Here is a 3,094-nt window from a genome sequence, read left to right as displayed (position 1 = left end):
CCCCCCCCCCCCCCCCCCCCCCCCCCCCCCCCCCCCCCCCCCCCCCCCCCCCCCCCCCCCCCCCCCCCCCCGCTACCACTTACCTGGGCTGGTAACGCACGCTCAGCTGATACTCGCGGCCTGGCTGGTTGAACCACGCCACGGTTTCGTACTCGCGGTCGAACACATTGGCCACCCGCGCCAGCACCGACCATGCCGGGGTCAGCGCGTATTCGGCGCGCAGATCCAGCGTGCCGTAGCCGCCGACCTTCACCGCGTTGGCGGCATCGTCGTAGCGCTTGCCCGCGCCCTGCACGGTCAGGCCGGTGCGGAAATCACCGAAACGGCGGTCGATGTCCAGGCGCGCGGTCTGCTGCGCACGGCGTGCCAGCCAGTTGTCGAACTGCGCGCTGCCGTTGGTGCGGTTGCGCGGGTCGGTGAAACTCAGCTGCGCGTTGATGTCGAAGCCGGCCACGGTGGCGCCGCCGGTCAGTTCCGCACCGCGGATGCGCGCCTTTTCGACCTGCTGCATGCGGAAGGTGGCCGCGTCGTAGGTGATCAGGTCATCGATGCGGGTTTCGTACACGTCCAGGCCCCAGCGCCAGCCCTGGCCCTGCTGCGAGATGCCGAGATTGGCACTCTTGGACTTTTCCGGGTCCAGCGTCGGCACGCCGCTCCACGGGTCGTACAGGTCGCTGAAGGTCGGTGCCTTGAACGCGGTGCCGTAGCTGGCGTTGACGCGCAGGCCGTGGCCCAGCTCCATCGCCCAGCCGAGGCTGCCGGTGGCATGGTTGCCGAACTGCTGGTTGTCATCATTGCGTGCGCTGGCCTGCAGCTGGTGACGGCCGAAGCGCGCCTGGTACTGCAGGAACACGCCGGTGTTGCGACGGCTGTCGACCAGGTAACCGGCGCTGCTGCCATCCAGGTTGTCCTCGCTCCAGTCCACGCCGGTGCTGAGCAGCTGGCCTTCGGCAACACCGATGTCGGCCTGCAGCGAAGCGCTGTCGCGGTGCGTCTGCGCGCTGCCGCGTGCACCGAAATCACCGAAGTTGTCGGACTCGTTGTCGCTGCGGCCGACGTTGGCGGTCAGCGTCAACTGCTCGGACGGGGTGTAGCGCACCTTGCCGGCCAGCACCTGCTGGCGGGTCTCGGAGTAGTTGTAGTAGCCGTCGTAGTGGTTCTTGCCGTCGGCACGCAGGGCGCTGCCTTCCACGGTCCACTGGTCGCTCAGGTTGTAACCACCGCGCAGGCTCTTGGACAGGTTGCGGTAGCCATCGCGGTCGGGTTCATCGGCAAAGCAGCCGGTGAACAGCGTGGCCGAACCGCGGCAGGCATCGATGCCATCCGAATGCTGGTAGGCGATGTCGGCGCCGAACCAGCCGCGTTCGGTGCCGCCACCGATGCCGCCGCTGGCTTCACGCAGGCCATTGCTGCCGCCGCCCAGCTGGAAGTGCGGAGCGAAATCACCCTGGTTGCGGCGGGTGAAGATCTGGATCACGCCGCCGATGGCGTCGGCACCGTACAGGCTGGACTGCGGGCCGCGCACGATTTCCACGCGCTCGATCTGTGCCAGCGGCAGATCCTGGTACATCGCCAGGCCGAGGTCGGCGCTGTTGATGCGCACGCCATCGACCAGCACCACGGTATGCGAGGAATTGGTGCCACGCAGGAACAGCGAGCTCTGCTTGCCCAGGCCACCGGCATTGGTCAGGTTGATGCCGGCGCGGCCCTGCAGCAGTTCCTGCAGGGAGGTGGCCTGGCTGGATTCGATCTGCGCGCGGTCGATCACCTGCGCAGGCGCAATGCTGTCCTGCAGGGCGATCGGAGTACGGGTAGCGGTGACCAGCACCTGGTCGAGGTCGGCGGCGCCATCATCGGCCAGGGCCAATGCAGGAAGTGCGGCCAGCACGGCCAGGGACAGCATTCGGGACTGCAGTTTCATCGGGGGACTCCAGGTGCCGCGCACGCCCGCGCAGCGAAGGGGAGGAGTCACAACAGGCAGGCACGCGCCGATGCCGCGGCCATCGCCACAGACATCCAGCGCCATGCCCACCGCATCGCGACCTGAGGCTTCCGGGCCGGTCTCCGGGCTCGCCGCCGGGTGGCCCGAGGCCACCGTCCAGGCGCCTTCCCATGCCTGCGGCACAGTGGCGGGTTGCCTGGAATTGACGTGCTTACCGTTGCGGGGGCAGCGCCGGCATGGCGTGTTGTCACGCGTCACCGGCTTCCCGTTTCAACCTGCCGGCAGGGCCGCAGGTCACCTGGAAGTGCGCGCAGTCTACGGCATCGCGGCCGGCCCGTAGCGTCGAACCCGCACGACTGAGCAGGCGCGGATGCACCTGCACGGTGCAGCAGACCTGCGCCAGCGCCTAGAATGCAGCTCGAATTATCGTGGTGCCGTTGCCGATGTCCGTCTGTTTTCCGCTGTTCCCGCGCCGCCCTGACTGGGCACGCGCATGATCCTCGACCTGGTCCGCCATGCCGGCAACGGTCGCGATGAGTTCCTCGATGGCCGCAGCGATCCGCCGCAGCTGGCCCGCCTGCCGCAGGAGCTGGTCGATGCCTATGCCGGGCAGTCGTGGGAACGGGTGATCAGTTCGCCGCGCCTGCGCTCGCTGCATACGGCGATGGCACTGGCCACACCGCGCGCGCTGGATGTTGAGGCCGACGAGGAGTGGGAAGAGCTGGATTTCGGCGACTGGGATGGCCAATCGTTGTTCGATCTGCCGGAAGAGGCGTTGGCCGCGTTCCACGCCGATCCGCACGCGTTTCCGCCGCCGCATGGCGAGAGCTGGGGCCACTTCGAACGGCGCATCGCACGCGCGCTGGATCGCCTGCTGGATGACGACGACCCGCCGCCGACGGTCGTGGTCAGCCACGGCGGCCCGCTGCGCATGGTGCTGTCGCTGGTGTGCGGCCTGCCGATGTCGCTGTGCTGGGCGCTGCGCATCGACCACGGCACGCGCCTGCGCGTGTGGGTCGAGCGCGGTGAAGCGGGGCTGGTGGGCGAGCTGCTGGAGCTGCAGCAACCCTGATCGGACGGTAGTGGGGGGGGGGGGGGGGGGGGGGGGGGGGGGGGGGGGGGGGGGGGGGGGGGGGGGGGGGGGGGGGGGGG

The 3,094-nt window shown here is 69.4% G+C and carries 2 protein-coding genes and 1 riboswitch; of the genes, one reads left to right on the top strand and one right to left on the bottom strand.

Features of this window, described 5'->3' with window-relative positions; genetic code table 11:
- Window positions 1–79: 79 nt before the first annotated feature.
- Window positions 80–1,921: a TonB-dependent vitamin B12 receptor gene (gene btuB / locus AC3WTC_RS20435; protein ID WP_033830264.1), complete on the bottom strand. Its 1,842-nt coding sequence runs from the start codon at window positions 1,919–1,921 to the stop codon at window positions 80–82.
- A 117-nt stretch (window positions 1,922–2,038) separates the two neighbouring features.
- Window positions 2,039–2,259, bottom strand: a riboswitch (cobalamin riboswitch).
- Between the two features lie 176 nt (window positions 2,260–2,435).
- Here btuB and AC3WTC_RS20430 point away from each other — a divergent pair.
- A complete protein-coding gene (locus AC3WTC_RS20430; protein WP_059065880.1) occupies window positions 2,436–3,014 on the top strand; it encodes a histidine phosphatase family protein in 579 nt (192 codons plus the stop codon).
- The last annotated feature ends 80 nt before the right edge of the window (window positions 3,015–3,094 follow it).

This window comes from Stenotrophomonas sp. FW305-C-20-S1 (genome assembly GCF_058783335.1).
The sequence above is the reverse complement of the archived record's forward strand: the minus strand, read 5'-3'. Positions and strand labels throughout refer to the sequence as shown.